We start from the raw sequence: 17,483 nt of genomic DNA, 5'->3' as shown, positions 1-17,483 counted from the left end.
TAATCAAGAAAAAGAGAGCTATTTTAAGAAAAAGATAGACTAAGAGTAACTATGTCCAAAACTCGGGGGTTAATCCGATTGCAAAATTAATGACGATGATATTGCTAGATAACAGGGTTACTTTGCGATTGTTTTTCCTAAGAAATGCAAAATGGATTCTAACCCTTTTATAATTTTACTATGTATTCTAGCAAGATCACGATTATACAAAAAGCTTGTCGTCTGTATTGGCTTCAAATTGGAATAGTACTCAGGAATACAATCCCTCAGCTTTAATTCTTTACAATAGGTTTAATCATCTGTTTCATCGTACACTAACAGCTTATCGTATCGATCTAGGTTGACTTTAAATACCACTTTATGCTAAGTACTCCTTTTATGTCTCTTACAATTATTTACAAAATGTTATGTTTTGTAACGATTTTGGTCGTCTGACCATTCATTTTAAACCTTTTCCATACAAGCGAAGATGTTTTAGCACTACGTCATATTCATCATTCAAAACAATAACACGGTTATATGCAATCTTTCCCCACACTTCTTTTTGCACAAGTTGAGTTTGGATCTAACTTCGACTGTTTTGGTTTTCTTGGAATTGCTATCTTCTTTATTGGCATATTTTTTGACTGTTTGAAAGCATGGAAAGTACCGAAAACATGATAAAAATTTGTCATCGATAGCTCGAAAAGGAAAAAAAAAGCACTCATCGCTATTGGACGATGAATGCTTTCCATTGTTTATTTTACAAATAGCCTTACAAAGAATTTATTTTAGACACGAACATAATGGTTATGCATGAAACCGTATTTTTTCGGGAGCTGGTTTTCATTACTTTTTCCCCTTATGCCTTGGTTTTAAACCAAAAGGCGCAGTCTACTCATGAATTTATTTTCACAGTAAAAGGCGCTTAAAAATAATCAATCATTTATTTTTTTCAAGGCCTCTTCATCTGCGATCACTGTCACATCGTTATGCTGCCTTAAAATTGAAGCCGGAAACTCCTCGGAAATATCGCTGGTTCCCAATAGCCTTGCAAGGGCGTCCGCTTTCTCTTTACCAGAAACAAGCAGCAAGATTTTCTTACTTTCCATGATCGTTTCAATTCCCATCGTAATGGCTTCCGTTGGTACTTCGTCAATCGACTGAAAGAATCTAGCATTTGCTTTTCGCGTTGATTGATCCAGTTTAACAATATGCGTTCTGCTTTTAAAGCTGGTCCCTGGCTCATTAAAACCAATATGGCCGTTTAATCCCAGTCCTAATATTTGTATATCAATTTTATTTTTAGAAATTAGTCTGTCATACGCCGTACACTCTTGTTCCAAATCTTCAGCCATTCCATTAGGAATATGAACATTTTCAGGTTGAATATCAATATGTTGGAATAAATTTTCATGCATATAATAGTGGTAACTATTCTTATTTTCTTTAGGAAGCCCAACGTATTCATCTAAATTAAAAGTAGTTGCATTTTTAAATGAAACTTCCTTTTGCTGATACTTTTTGACCAAACAATTATATAAACCAATTGGAGTTGAACCTGTTGCAAAACCAATGACTGGTCTTTTCAAACTTTTCATATGCTCTATGACTATATTAGCTGCTTTCTCACTCATTTCTTCATAATCTTTTACTTTAATAATTTCCATGTCATTTCACCCTTCTACAAAATCATTATGGAAATCCTTAATCTGAAATAAAATATGTTAGATTTTAAAAATCGTTCTTAGTGCTCTTGCCACTCCATAATGATCATTATCTTCAACAATCATGTTCGCTTTACTTTTTACATAATCAGTTGCATTTCCCATCGCGATTCCTAATCCAGATGATTCCAACATTTCGACATCATTTATCCCATTACCGATCGCAATCACTTCTTCAGGCAATATATTAAAATGTTTAATGGCTGATTGAATACCGGTCCATTTAGAACCTTTTGGATATACCTCGAGTCGATCTCCTTCTTCAAAAACATAATCCTCCAGCACTTTCTCTTTAAGAACTTTACGTTGTTCAGAATTTATATATAAAGTTAATCGGTGTGCTTCGCAATCTGTATCCTCTAAATTTGTCTTTTTTGCAAATGGCAGTAAATGTTCCTCATATAAAGGCTGATTAGATCGTGAGGTACTGTACGAAAAGTGAATATACTTGCCGCCATGTTTATCAGTTTGGCTGCAAAGATCATAGGCAACTTTTGATGATATTTTTACATCATGAATGATCTTATTATTTAAAAATACAAGGCTGCCGTTATAAGCAACATAAAGCGAACACTGTAATTTATCACCATAAATTTTTGAGGCTTCTAAAGACCTGCCTGAAGCCAAACCAACGATAATCCCTTTCTTTTGCACTTTATGAATAGATTCTATGGTTTCATCTTCAAGCTGATTTTTAGAATTCAAAATTGTCCCGTCTATATCCAGAAAGAGCGCTCGATACATTTAAAATCTCCTCCAAAATTTCCATTAACAACCATGCCCTTGCAGTAAAAATGATCATTTTTATTGGATCAATCGATTAAATTCCCCATAGAATCATAAATTCCTACAAGTTCAGGGTTGGCGGAAATATTCTTTAAGACGGCGACATGGGCATTTGTAACAAATACTTGTGTGCGAAAGGCATATATGACCGTATCGCCCACTCGTACTCCGTCTGTCGCCAATGAGCCGTAATAATCAATATTAGTCGGAACATTATCAATTGTAGGAACCCGCTTTAGATTTTGTCTATTTGTTCCAACTAATGCTTCCTTCATATGTGAACGCGGATAAAATCCGCCGCCAAAAACATATGCATGATCATTATATAAATGGGATACTTCCGATACATATACCATCGCCGGTTTTTCTTCCAAGTTTTGTGAAGCATGCAGCGGTGTTGTTCCAATTAATGCATGACCGGGTTCTCCTTGCGTTGCACCATTTTCCTTTAATAATTTCATTGTTGCGGCAGAAGTGGCACTCGGCATATTCATCTCAAGCTTTTCATATCCTCTATCCATTAAATACGATTTTGCAGTCTGCATGGATTTGACATTCGGGGTAATGGTTGGAACATCGTCTTGGATCAATATACAAGGAAAACTTGTTAAACCGGCTATTTCAATGCCTTCCAATTTTTCCATAGATTCAATATCTTTCACTAACTGTTCAAATGTGAATCCACCTTCTTGACCGTTATATATATAATCGTCTTTGTTTGCAATGCGCAAAAAGACTTTTTGTTTTTTTCCCATCTGTTGAGCAATTCTGCTTATATTTCGAGCATTTTCATAACTAAAAACTGTAACATAATCAGGATTAAGATTTAATATTGTTGGTATCATATGGACAGGTATTTGAACGAGGTGTCCAACATGGCCAATCTGAATGCCATTTTTACTAAGAGTCATGGCCTCCCATGGATCTACGGCGACTGCCTTCTCAATACCGGATTCAACAATAGCTTGCGCCGCCAACGGATTGCGGCCAAATTGTTTTGTCATAAAAAATAGTTCAATATCCTGTTTTTTGGCTTTTTCAGATAAAACTTTAGCATTCCTCTTTACTGTATCAAGATCTATTACATAAGTATTGGGTGGGATGATTCCTTGCTGATGAAAGTCCAATGCAGCTTCTATTAATTTTTTGTTATGCATTATTGTCGATTGTAAAAACATCCGTCAGTCTCCTCTTTCCCTTTTTGCAATATTTGAAGGAATGAAGTTCCGTTTTCAGTTTTATTAAGTCCAAGATACTCTGCAGAAGTGGCAGCGATATCTGATAGTGTTTTTCTTTCTCCAATTTTAACGGGGGATATTTGTTTATGGTAAACTAACAGATACGTTTTCTCTCTTGTATGTTGATTATGGCCAATCGTAGGATCATTCCCATGATCCGCACTCATAATCAGCAGGTCCTGTTCTGTCATTTTCTCCAGTATTTCCGGCAAATATCTATCGACCACTTCAATACGATCTGCATAACGGGCTGGATTCTGTGCATGTCCGGCCAGATCTGTTTCTTGTACTGTTGCAGCAATGACTCCATGTTTTACATTATCCATTTCATGTAAAATATCCTTCATTACTTGTTCCGTATCGACACCCGGAAATCTATTGGCGCCTTCACAATAAATGACATCCTGCATTTTTCCAATAAGAGAAACTTCCATTCCGCTTTTTTTCGCCAATGTTGGCAGCTGAAATTCAGGAGAGATGCCAAAACCTAAATGACGTACTTGATACCCTTGTTTGTATACATTTGATTTAGGTGAATTCACCCCTACTAATCCATCTTCCCGTCTTTCTACTGATCGTTGCAAGTGTTCGGGTGTTACATTTTCGCCACCAAGGACAATCACGCGATTGACTCTAACATTTTTGCGCACACATTGCCCTATTTTTAAAACTTCTTCAAACGGAATATAATCCAGTGGAGCACTTACATTGTAAATTTGGCCGTAATCAGTTTCGATATTATCGGCGACGATGACTAAATCATTGACTAATAGATACGGCAATTCAGGATTTGGGATCGTTACTTTATAGCCTTCTTTTTCAAGAGCAAGTTTTACATGATCCATATTTTCAACAAAAGGAGCTAAATACGCCTTTTTAGGTTTTGTTCCCATAATTTCATTATGCCCTTCAAAACTGTCTGCTCCTTGATGCATAAGGTTCAAAACACCGTAACTGGCAATATTATCAACATTTTTTAATTTCGGATGATGTAAAATTTTATTGATGCCCAATCTTTCAAAGTTTGGAATTTTCAATGATGGCACTGCATCAATAATATGATAAAAAGTATTGGCGCCGACATCTAAAGGATGATAGTCTTTGGCATCTTCCATATAACCGACACCTAAGCTGTCTAATATGATAATAATGACTCTTTTATTCATTTTTGATCCCCCTTTTCATATTTGCTTATGGTTTTCGGTTGCCCGATGAATGGATTCCTCCAGTATTCTTAAAATTGTGTCCACGCCGCTTCTTAATGGATTAATACGTATCATTTTTTTGGCTAATGTTGGATCTGACGATAAGAAAGTGCCGGAAATTCTATAAAACATTGGCACAACTTCGTATTTTGATTCGGCGCCGACCGGATTGGGTGCCGCCCCTAATTCATTGGCATGATAAAGCACTTCTTCTGCGATTGGTTCAGTAAATTCCACTAGCAAGACTTTTGATTGTGCATTGGCCAAATAGGCCCTTTTCACACCCTTAACTGCTCCATTATTAAGTGCATGAACTAATTGATCATTCACGCCTGCTTGTATCGCCAGCATAACGGGAGCATATACAAGACCTCTTAATGCTTCCAAAGCTTCGTAGCCTTGAACTTGGCTTCCCCCGGAATAATTCATTTTTTCTATTTTGTTGATTAAATCTTTTTTGCCTAAAATGATTCCAACACCTTCTGGACCTAATAGTTTGAACATTGAGAAGGTGGACAAATCCGCCCCGGCTTGCGCCCCAATATTTTCGACTTTCATCGCAGCATAATTGTCATCTGTCACAATAATTAGAGCAGGATCAGCCGAACGTATTATTTTTATTGTTTCAGCCAAATCATAATGATCATCAATTTTTTGCCTAGTATGCTGAATCAATGCGCCTTTTAGTTTTGGATTTTGCCTGATTGCATTTTTGATTTCTTCATGATTGTGAAAATCCGCATATATCGGCATTATCCCCATTGATTCTAAAGTTGTTTTGCTTGTTGGATATATAGGTGCATCATGTACAAGGAGCTGATCACCCGGCTGCAAAAAACTCATAAAAGCAAACCTCAATGCCCCTGTTCCCGCGCCGCGCACCAATAATGCCTTCTCTACGCCAAAGAAATCAGCCAAAGTTTCTTCTACTTTTTTTGTGAATTTTGGTTTATTCATGCCTCTTACAACACCGAGATCACCAAGTGAAAGCATTTCATGTCCGCGAAAATGCCTTGTAATGACATCAACGAGCTTAAACTGTCTGCGCTTAGCTTCTTCAATAGAAATACTCTTTAGCGGATAAGTTTCCATGATCATTCACCTTACCCTTCCATAAAAGCACGCGGGTTATGAATCAACATTTTATCGATTGATTCACTTGTAATCCCATATGATTGCAAAAGGGGCACAAATGTGTCCAGTAAATAGGAATACCCTAATCCACCTTTATATTCGAGATGTGATTTTCTCGTAATATCCATAGATAATAGTACTTTGTCGATATACCCTTTATCCTGTATTTTTTTCAACATTTCTGCTCGAACGCGATCCGGCATATAACTTTCTTTTCCTATTGTGTCAAATTCTACATATACCCCTTCTCTTAGCATTTTCAATACATAATCGGCGTCTCCTGTTAAATCAACATGTCCTATGACCACTCGATTTAAATCTACTTCATGCTTTTTAAAGAATTCCACTTGCTCATGTCCTAACGTTCCGATAGAAGTATGTGTAGAAATTGGCTTTTTCGTTTCTTTATGGGCGATGACAACTGCTTCAAACACTTTTTTCTCAGCTTCTGTCCATTTGTTATAACTTGTTCCAATTTCGCCAATAATTTCGGCTTTCGCATCTGTTCCTTTGATTCCTTCAACAATTTCCTTTATTATTCTTTCTGCCAGCTTTTCTTTTGTTTCCCGAAATACTTGAATCGGGTAAAAAGAATCTTGATAGAAACCAGTAGCAAAAATAATATTAATCCCGCTTTCTTCCGCAACCTTTTGGACGTATGTAATGCTTCTTCCCATACCGATATTGGTTACATCAATAATATTACGTACACCCTTTTCGTATAATTTTTTAAATTCTTTCACGGTTTCAGGAAATACATCCAACCGGCAATCCTCATTATTTTTTACTTCAGAAAGGTCAATGGTTGTATGCTCATGCATATAGGTAATTCCGTTTTTCAACATTTGATACTTTCCCCTTTTTCAATGATTTCAAGTGAACATCCCTCCAATCTGTCAAAAAGAGATTGGAGAGATGCCATTGTATTTAACCAACCTGCCATAAACCAACTGCGTAAAGAAGATTAACGATGATCCCCAATAATATAACCGCTATTGGCCCAACAGCCAATTCAACCAACGGTTTTGATGCCATTCGGTTGATTAAATAAAATCCAATGACCCAAAAGAACCCGATTCCCGGAGCAATTTTTTCCGCTGCCATTGCACTGCCGATTAAAATAGCAATCCCGAGAACATCTGCTAATGAAGTTCGAATATGCTCTCCCATCTCGCGTACGCCAGGCAATTTATCCATACTTTTTGATACTGCTGATAATGATATGACCTCCAAGTACATGACTAGAGCACCCAACACAAATGCCAAAATCGGTATATCTCTGAAAATAAGACCGACTGCAAACACTAATGTCGTACCAGCTAAACCATAAACCCCCGTTACAATGGCAGTTGAAAAAACTAAAGGAATAAATCCGATCGCACGTGCAAATGTAGCAATGGCTGCCTCTGTATAAAGACCTTTATTAATCAATGCTTGAGGCATGGCATCAACTGCTAAAATCAACATGGAAGATGTTAAAGAAACAAGTCCACCCATTAAAGCTAATAACCAGCGATTCTTCTTAATTCGATTTACACGTTCATTAAAAATATTCACTAAATCGGCATTTGTAGTATCCTCTCCGCCTTTAACTCTAGAGGCATAATAAACCATCATTAACATTCCTATTAATAACGCCATTCCTTCAGGGCTAAGGGAAATATCGTATCCTGCGACTTTAAATGTTCCAAACTTTTCGAATAACAAAAAGGAGGCTAAAGTGACAATCGCCGTGACAGCAGCTTTTTTTAAACCGTGCTGATACCCAACGGCAATAGCAGGAAATACTGTAAATGCAATAATAATCGGATTACCAATAAGACTTAAAGAATCTATGAAATTGACTGGAAGCATGTTAAATAAATCTACGACAAATTGCAAACCTAACACTATTCCTATACTATAAACAGCACCGAGAACTCCGGCTGTAACCATTCCTATTTTATTATCTGGAGTCCAAATGCCAATTATGTCGCACGCTAATAAAATACTATGGCCAATAATAATCGTAGCTCCTATAGAAAGAGGGATGCCGAAGCCGACTATTAATCCAAAACTCAATGCAAAACTGGTTGCAGCCAGTTCTCCTCTTGTCATTCGATTTTCAAGGTATTCAGGCATAATGGGGCGCAGACCGTCATTAAACACCGCCACCCCGCGATTGACGAGAATAGAACCTAACGCACCGACAGCGACTATGACTATACATTGAATGAAATTAAAATCCATTCTACTCACCTCTGGTTATTCATTTTTTATACTCAACATTCGCACATAGTTAGACATTGCCCGATATATTTAGGTGGAAAATGCCAACCTTTTCTTCATTTGATTTTCCAAAATGCCCCAATCCAAAAAACTTCACGTTGGCAAGCGCTCGAAAAGGATCGATCAGTGTATGTAAAACGGTGATGTCATCCTTGTCTCGCACATCTTCGCAAAACTATCAAAAAATTTGCCAACGGATCTTCTTCCGATATCATCCATCAAAATCGTGTAAAAACAGTGATTGTATTAATTATCAACTTGTCATAAAAGCGGCCTTGAAACTGCTTGCCTAGGTTTTAAGGGATACGGATTTAAAAAATACTTCATATCGGATGATTTGGGCAAGGCTGTATCAGCACTTAAAAGTGCAAGCCATTTACTTCGTTCACAGAACTGCGGACAAAAAGAATGTTAGTGAAATAGTATCTTTTTTACGCAGATTCGCTGATTTTTATTTTGAAATACTGGGAAAAATCGGTTTACAAACAGGAATAGCCTGCATATTTCTTGATATAAGCCTTTCTTAAATGATATATTTAACTAAGAAAATTCTTTTGGTAACTGCGTAAAGCAGTCTTCTTTCATTACCTTATAAGTGACACCATTTTTCTTTTGTTAAAAGTTTCGTCACCCATATTTTCTCCAAAAGAAAAAGGTGTCTTTCTTTTTATCCAATCACATGTTCCAAAAACCTTTTGCATTTTTACAGAGATTGAAGTGAATTCCATCAAATGTTTAGAACAAAATGAAACTGCGAAAGTTGAGTTATTTTAATAAAGCAGGAATTAGTATATTCAATATATTTTTTGAGGATGATGCCGTAAATCCAAATGCAATTTTGCCATCATTCACTTCCTTCTCTATTTCTTCCTTGGTTTTTATGGTACTTGGAGATGCCAAAGTAACGCATTTATCTTTGCCTAATAATGCTATTGCCATTGCAAGCGCTCCACCTGATCCGGTTTCACAGGCACCAATATAATAGTCAGCTTTTTTGTTTTTGACAGCCATAACCGCTTCCAAATCACTTTTAACGGAAACTTCTACATTATTTCCTCCGATTTCTTTTACTTGCTTTTCAATTGCTTGTTTATTCAACTGTCCACCTATTACAATTCTCACCATAGGAAAAACCCCTCCTATTTATTTGATTCAATAACTCGATGAAGATGCAGATAAAAATAGACACGCTCTCCTGCAGGGAGTTCTTGGCCAACCTGTGAATTTATATGGTTTATAATTTCTTCTATATCCTCTTTATAAGGCGTCTCATTTACTTCATTCATGATTGTATTGGAAGGACCATCTTCGCATTCACCCCTTTCCATTCGAGTTAAAGCCATTGACATATGTGTCCAAAACATTTCCGAGTTGTCTATTACCTCCTTTTTGAATTTTTTTGATAAGAAATCAAAAGTATTTAAAGTTACATGAAAAGCTTTTTGTGTAATCACACTATTTGTTAGTAAAACCGTTAACTTTTCTTTCACTTGAATGCTATTCACTATTACTTTAACCTCCAATATACTGTATTTAGTATTTTGTTTTAAAAATTTTTATTTTTTTATTTCATGTGTGAAAACGTTTTAATAGTGTCTTATACTTTATGACTTTCGGATCCTGTAAATGATAAATTAATGTTTTAATAGCGTGGTATTTTTTCCCCCTTTTCAACACTTTTTTGTATGTCCAATATTTTTTGAATATCAACTGAATCCCACTTTTCTGCTATTTCTTGTTCTCTATCACCATCAATCACAATAACAGCTTCTGTTGTGTCTCGAGAAATTTTCTTCGCTTTCGCTGATTGAAAATCGATTGCTTGAAATGTTTGATTCATTCTTTTGTCATCGACATTCCAAACAGCTACATCAATTTGTTTTGAATTAAGCATATCGAATAACTGCATATAATTGACATGGACATATTCGACATTCCTGTTTTCAAATTCAGCAAATGTCAGCTGCTTTTGATCTGGAGACTCCATATCCACACCAACTCTTAATCTATCCCTAGTTACATTCTCATTAGAATCAGCTAAGAAAATCTTATGCGCGGATACATAACTGTTTGCCCCGAATTTCTTAAAAATTTTTAAACTTGGATATTCTGAAATGATATTATCTGCTGTCATCTTAGATACTATTGCAAAATCACTTCTCTTTGTCCGAACCGCTTCGATTCGATTCAACCCGCCTCGCATATAAATTAAGTTTATTGTTTTTCCGGTTGATTCAAATGCTTCCACTATTCCTGTCGCTAATCCTTCATATTTTCTTGAATATGGAAGCGGCATGGAGCCGATTAAAGGGGCAATGCCGGCAATCTCAAGCAATAAATTGTTGTCCTTTCTAATTAAATACGTGCCTAGATGGCCTCTGGCCTCCAATTTAATCGCTTTCATTTCCACCAATAAATTTAATGCGCTTTGCACAGTCCCCCTGCCAATGGATAGTTGGGCGCAGTAGTCCGAGATGCGGGGGATTTTATCGCCAACTTTTAATTTTATCAATTCTTTGGCAATATTTTTTGCTGCTAAACCATTTTTAGAATAAAATTTTTCCCACATACTCTATCTTCCTTAAAAAACAATATACTATATTTTGTATAATACATTATAAGCAATTTCAGTTAGATTTGCAATAGGTATTTTATACATAGCCAGACATTAAAAATGACTTTAAAGATAAATACTACAAACAATATTATCAAAATCGTGATCGTGCCGCTGAAGTAAAATGTACTACACTGCTCGTTGGCATCCATTTGAGGGGAAAATTCGTGCATCTATTTTCCCTTAAAAAAGGAGCTGGCCAAACTCTTCCTTTGACATTATCACGCCAATATTTCTTCTTCAATAACCCTTTAAGAAATTGTGTCTCATTTTCAAAAAGTAAGGACTTGCAGGATAAGCGAATTCTGTATTCCAAATTCCCCTCCTTCCCGTAGAAGATGGATGAGATCTTATGGGAAACGAACTTTGTGAACGACAGACACAGCATGCACATTAACTTTCGAAAAGTTATTTCAACAAAAATCATTTTCAATGAAATAAAATTCTCCATTAACATCGGTTCATTTGCCATTAAAACTAGTTTGATCTGTTATAATTGGTTATACTTAAAATGCAACGGATCGATCAACTCCTTAGTTATATTCCTGTGTCGTCCATATGTTCTGCAACTTCTTCTCAAACTGAATAGATGTTTTTGAAAACGCTTACTATTGATAACTTGTCAGATTTCCTAACAATCATGTTGAGATGGGCAAATTTTAAAAAGATAATCTATTTAAAGACCTATATAAGACAACATGTATGAAGGTTCTCGTTTTTAAAAGAAATAAAACATATTTATAAAAGATTTATTCAAGACCATTTTTAAGGAGGTGAATCATTCAATTGAATATTGCAGTTATTTATCCTGAGCCATCTTTGGTAGATCAATTGACAAAATGGGTCTATTCTTGTTGATCCTTCACACCGGATTTGTGCTTAAACCATATCAAAGCTTCCAGTGCAAAAGGGATTTGCTGTACAAACAAGCAAAGGGGGCAAGAGATGATGGGGAATTCACTAAGCTATCAAGAATTATTTTCACAACTGCGTCAAGACGATTCCTTGGACCTTTTGGCAGATCGCATTGGCGATTTTCTTGAATGTCCAATTACTATAGAGGATTCCAATCACCGAATCATTTCCTACAGCAAACATAAAGAAAATGTAGATGAAGCAAGAATAGCCACGATTATAAGCAGAAAAGTGCCAGATAAAATCATTAATAGTCTTTGGAAAAATGGAATCATGGCGAAACTGTTCGAAAGTGATGAACCTGTTATTGTTCCTGCAATCAAAGAAGTGGGACTTGGCAATCGCGTTGCTGTTTCGATCCGGAAACATAATGAGGTTCTAGGTTTTATATGGGCACAAATCAATGATAAAACATTAAACGATGATCAATTGCAATTGCTCAAAGCTGCTGCTAAACTTGTAAAAAATCAGCTCCTTATGCAGCGAATCAAAAAACGAAAGGAAGAAGAAAATTATCAGGAATTTATATGGAAGTTATTAACAGGCCATTTGAACGATGTGTCTAAGATTAAGCAATTAGCTAAACAGGTCGGGATTAATCTGGCGGGAAGGCTTGCTGTCGCCATTATTGAGTTTGATGGTGATATTACACAAGCTATTGAAAAACATGCTCATTATTTAACTGAAACATTGCAGCAAGTTCAAGTTGTCGGCCGATTATTTGATCAAAATCAATTAATATTGCTGACCCGGCTCAAAACCGAAAATGAAACGATAACCATCCTTACCGATTTTATCAAAGATTTTATCAACAAAATAAGTAAGCGTTTACATATCCGAAATATAATTGGCTCATTTGGCTCCGTTTATCATTCTCCGGAGTATGTTCAATACAGTTATAAACAAGCATTGAAGGTTCTGAGACTTAAGAAAAAATTTCCTGATGAATTACAGCAAATTTATAGTTTTCAAGAGATCGGCGTCTATCAATTTTTAGAAGAGCTTTATCAGATCCGGGTTCGTGACCACTACCAGAGTGAGGCAATCAAAAAATTAAGAGAGTATGACCTCAAGCATCACACAGATTTATTGCATACTCTTAAAACTTATTTGGAAAGTGATAGCAATGTTTATCATGCAGCGCAATTATTGCATGTTCATCCAAATACGTTAAACTACCGTTTAAAAAGAATAGCCGAAATAACAGGGGTTAACCTGAAAGACCCTAATCAGAAAATCACTTTATATCTGGATTTAAAACTTGAGAGCATCAAGGTTGAGTAATTTGTAAATTTACACAAATTACTTTTGTTATTTTCAGTTTTTTTCCTAAAGTAAGGTTCAAATAAAAGAGATATGATAGTGGTGCAGATGTTATATTAAGGAGATGGTAAGGATGATCATCGGGGTTCCAAAAGAAATGAAAAATAATGAAAATCGTGTAGCTGTCACACCTGCAGGGGTTGTCCATTTAATAAATGCCGGACATAAAGTAGTTATCGAAACAAATGCTGGGATCGGAAGCGGTTTTACCGATGAAGAGTATAAACAGGCTGGTGCTGAAATTTTTGAAAGAGCTTCAGAAATATGGGAAAAAGCTGAAATGATTCTGAAAGTAAAAGAGCCTCTCCCACATGAATATCGTTATTTCCGAAAAGGGCTGATTTTATTTACCTACCTCCATTTGGCAAATGAACCGGAATTGACCAAAGCTTTAGTGGAAAATGAAGTGACAGCCATTGCTTATGAAACCATTACCGTAAACAATACATTGCCATTGCTGACACCAATGAGCGAAGTTGCCGGTCGTATGGCAGTACAACTCGGGGCACAATATCTGGAAAAATCTAAGGGAGGAAAAGGAATCCTTCTAAGCGGCGTTCCAGGTGTGAAACGCGGGAAAGTAACGATCATTGGCGGAGGTGTCGTTGGAACGAACGCCGCAAAAATTGCACAAGGTCTTGGTGCAGATGTAACGATTATCGATTTAAATCCTGCACGTCTGCGCCAATTGGAAGACATCTTTGGTTCAAATGTGCAAACATTGATGTCCAATCCGTATAATATCGCAGAATCGGTGAAAGAGTCCGATTTAGTTATCGGTTCAGTACTGATTCCTGGCGCAAAAGCACCTAAGCTTGTCACGGAAGAAATGGTGAAATCAATGCAGCCTGGTTCAGTTATTATCGATGTTGCAATTGATCAAGGCGGTAACTTTGAAACAATTGACCATGCAACAACTCATGACCAACCAATTATTGAAAAACATGGAATATTGCATTACGCCGTTGCCAACATCCCAGGTGCGGTTCCGCGTACAGCAACGATCAGCCTAACAAATGTCACCATTCCATATGCTGTTCAAATTGCTTCCAAAGGTATTATAAAAGCTATTAAAGAAAGTGAACCGATTAAAACAGGCGTGAACGTAATGAATGGCAAAGTAACATTTAAAGCAGTAGCACAAGACCTTGGCTATGACTATGTTCCTGTTGATGACGTTATCTCCGAACGATTGCATTCAACATCATAAAAACACCCTTCTAGCTTAGCTATGAAGGGTGTTTTAAAATAAAAGGTTCCTTAAACAACCTTCATTGACATTAATAAAAGTTCGAAACCGCAAAAAGTTGAAGATGGAAAAGGTTGATTTAAATAAAGAAATGGCATTCATTGCTCATCTTTCTGAAAAAACCGGAAAAAATAAATATGAAAGCGCCTTGATGAAAATGGGAGTTGAACAATTGAATATCAAATCGTAAACCGAAATAGATTAACAGGAAACGCTGGCTCCGCAGGAGAACCTTTTTGAATAGAGCCAGCAAATACGATTATTTTTCAGAATTTTATATCAATCAAATGGACAATCAAAAGTTTGTTTAAAACAAATTTCCAGATTAACTGAAAAGGCAAGCTTTTATCAGATTTTCTTTCCAAACAAATTTTCCGCTGCCGATAAAGTACTTCAACATTCGTTTGAAGAAAGAGATCTAATCACTCTTTCATCTACAAAATAAGATAAAAATTCCAAAAAGCTTGTTAAAAGTTTGGAAAGAATCTCTTCGTTATTATATTTTGACTGAACTTCCTGAATTTTTAATCTTATTTTTAGAATGATGAAAGTAAATAAACTATTCATTTATTATCTGATGCATACCGCCAACTTACACAAAAAAAATCTTGAATGTACCTGAATCTGTTTGTTATGGGGGAGTTCATCATGAAAGTTTTTGATCTGCATTCTGACCTGTTTACTGATATTGCATGGCGGAAAAGCCGTGGCGAAAAGAATATATTTGATCGATTTCATTATCCTAAACTGAAAGAAGGCGGAGTCGATTCTATCATTTGTGTGTTTTGGGTAGAGCCAAAATTCCGTAATCATCCATATGACAGGTTTCAAACATTATTTCAATATGTAATGAGTGATTTAATGGATTCTAAACACGCAATGATTGGTCATCCTTTGTCTGATCAACGGAATAACCCTGATTCGGAAAAAATCAAAATCTTTTTTGGGGTTGAAGGCCTTACTTTTATGAAGGATTGGAAAGGGGAAACAATTGAAGCCAAAATCGAAAACGTATTCAATTTCCTTCATGAAAATAAATTTATTCATTTGATCTTTGCATGGAATGAGCGCAACTTTTTGGCAACCGGTACTGGCGCAGAAGATTCTAAGATCAAAGGTCTCACAGACTATGGGAAAATTGCCGTTCAGATGGCAAATAAGAAAAACTGGATTCTTGATGTTTCTCATTTAGATGAAACATCTTTTTGGGATATGTATAATGCCAGCGAACTTCCAGTTATAGCTTCTCATAGCAATGCAAGAGCTCTTTGTCCCCATGAGAGAAATTTAACAGATGAACAAATAAAAGCGATTGCGGAAAGAGGTGGAATCATCGGTTTAAATACTTATGGTTTGTTTGTAGATCACGAAAATCCAACGATTGATAAATTCATTGATCATGCGATTTATATAGCTGATCTAGTTGGTCCGGAGCATGTCGCCTTTGGGTTTGATTTTGTAAATTACTTAGAATCCTATGATTTAGGTACAGAATTTAATGTATACACAAGAGATCTGGAGGATGCGACAAAAATTCCATATCTTTTGGAGAAAATGAGCAAAAGAGGGTTCACACCTGAAGAGTTAGAATCCATCAGCTTCAACAATGCTGATCATTATATAAAAAAATTATTTTCAAAAGAAAAAGATAGGAGATGATTAAATTGGAGAAGACACTTATTCAAGCGGATGACTATATAACTTTGTGGGGCATTATTGTAGTGTTGGCTTCGATAAGTATTTATCTAGAACAGCGTTACATTTGGGCATCCAAAATAACAGGAGCCATCATTGCACTCATTGGGGCGATCGTTTTATCAAATACTGGAATCATTCCTACAGCATCTCCAGTGTATGATGCAGTTTGGACTGTTATTGTTCCAGTAGCGATACCATTGTTGCTTTTCCATGTTAACATTAAAAAAATATTTAAGGAAACCGGAAGATTGCTTATTATCTTCCTATTAAGCTCGATAGGGACAATTGCCGGCACCATTGTCAGTTTCTTTTTATTAAAAGATTATATTCCAATGCTTGACAGACTAGGTGCTATGTTCAGTGCAAGCTATATTGGCGGCGGAGTGAATTTTGCCGCAATGGCCGCTAAGTTTAAAACACCTGGTGAACTAGTCTCTTCTGCGGTAGTTGCCGATAATTTAATGATGGCCATACTCTTTATTATTCTAATGATTATTCCAACTCTTTCATTTTTCAAGAGACGTTACAGTACTCCCCACATATTGGAAGTAGAGCGTGAGGGTGCAATAGAAGATGGAAAAACATTGGCGGAAAGCTTTTGGAAAAGAAAGGATATTTCTTTAAAAGATATTGCACTTTCTGTTGGGACAGCCTTTTTGTTTGTCATTGTATCATTTAAGATCGCCAAATATTTTGACCAGTTGATTCCATCTGGGGAAGATGTTTCGTTCTTTATGAATTTACTGAATGGACTTTTCGGTGATGGATATATTATGCTGACAACGATGACGTTCATGGCACTGACGTTATTTCCGAAATACTTTGAAAATATTAACGGGAGTCAGGAAGTTGGAACATTTTTGGTTCATATATTTTTCGTTGTTATCGGCATCCCGGCGTCCATACCACTCATTATTCAAAATGCACCATTGTTGTTATTGTTCGCTTTTATTATTGTCATCATTAATTTAATCATTTCTTTAGTTGCCGGAAAAATATTTAAATATGATCTTGAAGATATACTTTTAGCAAGCAACGCTAATATTGGAGGGCCAACAACTGCAGCTGCATTGGCCATTGCGAAAGGTTGGAAAAATTTAATTGGACCGATATTAATAGTCGGAACATTCGGCTATATTATTGGAAACTATGTTGGCACAATTCTCGGCAACTGGTTCTCAACTTTTATGTAAGTGAATCACTTGACCCAGCATTTCAAAAAATGCTGGGTTTATAACAAATACTTGAAATCAGAAACTGTGGTCATAGCAAAATTTTTGATGTGAATGCGTTCAATAATCTTTACTCTCATATAGCAGAAACTATTTCTAAATGGAAATACTAAAG

The 17,483-nt window shown here is 36.1% G+C and carries 14 protein-coding genes; 4 read left to right on the top strand and 10 right to left on the bottom strand.

Annotated elements, in window-relative coordinates:
• Positions 1 to 917: 917 nt before the first annotated feature.
• From nagB to yhfZ, 10 genes are all read right to left on the bottom strand, one after another.
• On the bottom strand, positions 918 to 1,649 hold the full coding sequence (nagB, locus tag AC0KTX_RS13270) for a glucosamine-6-phosphate deaminase (RefSeq protein WP_474252612.1): 732 nt from the start codon (positions 1,647 to 1,649) through the stop codon (positions 918 to 920).
• Between the two features lie 57 nt (positions 1,650 to 1,706).
• Positions 1,707 to 2,450, bottom strand: a complete 744-nt coding sequence (locus AC0KTX_RS13265; protein WP_474252611.1) for an HAD family hydrolase — start codon at positions 2,448 to 2,450, stop codon at positions 1,707 to 1,709.
• 68 nt (positions 2,451 to 2,518) lie between these two features.
• Positions 2,519 to 3,670 (bottom strand): YhfX family PLP-dependent enzyme, encoded by a 1,152-nt coding sequence (locus AC0KTX_RS13260; RefSeq protein WP_474252610.1) that lies wholly within the window; start codon positions 3,668 to 3,670, stop codon positions 2,519 to 2,521.
• The gene (locus tag AC0KTX_RS13255) at positions 3,649 to 4,896 is read right to left on the bottom strand and encodes a phosphopentomutase (protein WP_474252609.1); all 1,248 of its coding nucleotides are present in this window, start codon (positions 4,894 to 4,896) and stop codon (positions 3,649 to 3,651) included. The genes AC0KTX_RS13260 and AC0KTX_RS13255 overlap by 22 nt, the downstream gene beginning before the upstream one ends.
• A gap of 15 nt (positions 4,897 to 4,911) precedes the next feature.
• Complete coding sequence (locus tag AC0KTX_RS13250; protein ID WP_474252608.1) at positions 4,912 to 6,033, bottom strand: aminotransferase class V-fold PLP-dependent enzyme; 1,122 nt, start codon at positions 6,031 to 6,033, stop codon at positions 4,912 to 4,914.
• Between the two features lie 5 nt (positions 6,034 to 6,038).
• Positions 6,039 to 6,914, bottom strand: a complete 876-nt coding sequence (locus AC0KTX_RS13245; protein ID WP_474252607.1) for a phosphotriesterase family protein — start codon at positions 6,912 to 6,914, stop codon at positions 6,039 to 6,041.
• Between the two features lie 82 nt (positions 6,915 to 6,996).
• Entirely contained in the window at positions 6,997 to 8,298 is a 1,302-nt protein-coding gene (locus tag AC0KTX_RS13240; protein ID WP_474252613.1) for a YhfT family protein, read from the bottom strand.
• Between the two features lie 804 nt (positions 8,299 to 9,102).
• Positions 9,103 to 9,462, bottom strand: coding sequence for a DUF2620 domain-containing protein (locus AC0KTX_RS13235; RefSeq protein ID WP_063388786.1), 360 nt, complete (start codon positions 9,460 to 9,462; stop codon positions 9,103 to 9,105).
• 14 nt (positions 9,463 to 9,476) lie between these two features.
• Positions 9,477 to 9,842, bottom strand: a complete 366-nt coding sequence (locus AC0KTX_RS13230; protein WP_474252606.1) for a PRD domain-containing protein — start codon at positions 9,840 to 9,842, stop codon at positions 9,477 to 9,479.
• A gap of 137 nt (positions 9,843 to 9,979) precedes the next feature.
• Positions 9,980 to 10,906 (bottom strand): GntR family transcriptional regulator YhfZ, encoded by a 927-nt coding sequence (gene yhfZ, locus AC0KTX_RS13225; protein ID WP_474252605.1) that lies wholly within the window; start codon positions 10,904 to 10,906, stop codon positions 9,980 to 9,982.
• A 993-nt stretch (positions 10,907 to 11,899) separates the two neighbouring features.
• Here yhfZ and AC0KTX_RS13220 point away from each other — a divergent pair.
• From AC0KTX_RS13220 to AC0KTX_RS13205, 4 genes are all read left to right on the top strand, one after another.
• Positions 11,900 to 13,150 carry a PucR family transcriptional regulator gene (locus AC0KTX_RS13220; RefSeq protein ID WP_474252604.1) on the top strand — a complete coding sequence of 417 codons (1,251 nt, stop codon included), beginning with the start codon at positions 11,900 to 11,902 and terminating at the stop codon, positions 13,148 to 13,150.
• A gap of 112 nt (positions 13,151 to 13,262) precedes the next feature.
• The gene (gene ald / locus AC0KTX_RS13215) at positions 13,263 to 14,399 is read left to right on the top strand and encodes an alanine dehydrogenase (RefSeq protein WP_474252603.1); all 1,137 of its coding nucleotides are present in this window, start codon (positions 13,263 to 13,265) and stop codon (positions 14,397 to 14,399) included.
• Between the two features lie 687 nt (positions 14,400 to 15,086).
• Positions 15,087 to 16,097: a dipeptidase gene (locus AC0KTX_RS13210; protein WP_474252602.1), complete on the top strand. Its 1,011-nt coding sequence runs from the start codon at positions 15,087 to 15,089 to the stop codon at positions 16,095 to 16,097.
• Positions 16,098 to 16,102: 5 nt separating this feature from the next.
• Positions 16,103 to 17,329 carry a DUF819 family protein gene (locus AC0KTX_RS13205; RefSeq protein ID WP_340734257.1) on the top strand — a complete coding sequence of 409 codons (1,227 nt, stop codon included), beginning with the start codon at positions 16,103 to 16,105 and terminating at the stop codon, positions 17,327 to 17,329.
• Positions 17,330 to 17,483 lie beyond the last annotated feature (154 nt).

This window comes from Aeribacillus sp. JST-2 (genome assembly GCF_056032925.1).
The sequence above is the reverse complement of the archived record's forward strand: the minus strand, read 5'-3'. Positions and strand labels throughout refer to the sequence as shown.